Raw genomic sequence first — 1,435 nt, forward strand, 5'->3', positions numbered from 1 at the left:
TTGGAAGTACAAAGCACCTGGGCATACTTTTCCCAACCACTCATCTGAGCGGGTGTCTTAATTTGATCCCGATGATGACTCAGGAAGTTTTTACCAAGCTCGATTTCCTCAGCCGCCGGTTTCCGCGACAGAACCCGCTGGTAAAGTGCCTCGATTGCAGCATCCACACTCTTGTCTGCTGCCATTTTTTCCAGCTCCAGATCTTTTACCAGCAATCCGGACTGCTCAATTAACAGCGGGCTGTTCATGGCAAATAATGCCTGCTGAGGAACCGTTGTAAAAGGCCGCTGCGCGGTACTGGATTCCACATTGGCAAAATCAAACGTACGAAAGACGTTGGGTAAATTATTACGATCCACAAAACTGTACACGGTACGCCTTGGGTCTGTCGGGATCTGATCGATTAGAAAACTTCTCCCTCCCCGATCTTCCGAAAGTTGTCCGGAGACAAATAGGAGTGAATCTCGCATCGCTTCGAAATCCAATCTCTGGGGAGAATGTTTCCAAAGCAAACGATTATCGGAATCAATCAGTGCGGCTTTCTGGTCAATCTGAGACGATTGCTGATAAGTAGCTGACAGCATCATGATTTTATGTAACGACTTCACAGACCAGCCTTCCTGCATAAAGCGATAGGCAAGATAGTCTAACAGTTCCGGATGCGTCGGAGCCTCGCTTCGTACACCGAAATCGCTGGGCGTTCTGACCAGGCCTTCGCCAAAATGATGCATCCAGACCCGATTCACAAAAACGCGTGCGGTTAAAGGATTATCCCGTGACGTAATCGACTGCGCCAGTTCGAGCCGTCCACTTCCTTTCTGAAACGGTTTTCGATCTTCCCCGGCCAGAATTCGGAAAAATTGACGCGGGGTCTGCTCTCCACGTCGCCCCGGGTTCCCTCTCAAATGAACATGGGGAGTGACCGGTTTTTCATTGTCATACATCACCATCGCACGAGGAGGCGCCCCCGGAGAGGTGACATCCAGTGTTTCGATTTCTTTCTCGAAGCGACGTATCTGATCACGCTGTGCGCGGTTAAACATTCCCTGCACAACATCATCGCCTGCCGCTGTCGGTGTTTCCGGGTGATATAAAATCTGACGCAATTCTTCCGCGTCCGGGTCAGCAAGTTTTTCCGGTAAGGCAGCTTTAGCTTGTTTTGCCTCTTCCAGGGTTTTCACCCATGCCTGCTCGACTTCATTAAAAACAGTCCCGTAAACTCGACACACATCATAGATCGATTGCGGCGGATTATTTTTCAACGCGTGCACAATCAGACGATTGACCCGCTTATCAGGTTGAGTTTCGCTTTCCTGGTTTGAGAATTTTTGAATTACTTCAGAAACGCGAACAGGATATTCTTCTTTTTTCACTTTAATCGCGGTGATTTCGAACCAGGGAGCAAAGACCGGACGATATCCTTTTGCTTTGCCAT

At 48.9% G+C, this 1,435-nt stretch carries 1 protein-coding gene; it reads right to left on the reverse strand.

Annotation, left to right across the window (positions count from 1 at the left end; genetic code table 11):
* A partial coding sequence (locus Q0294_RS07710) for a DUF1553 domain-containing protein (protein ID WP_299462861.1) occupies positions 1–1,435 on the reverse strand: 1,435 nt, incomplete at both ends.

This window comes from uncultured Gimesia sp. (genome assembly GCF_937919775.1).
Lineage (GTDB): Bacteria > Planctomycetota > Planctomycetia > Planctomycetales > Planctomycetaceae > Gimesia.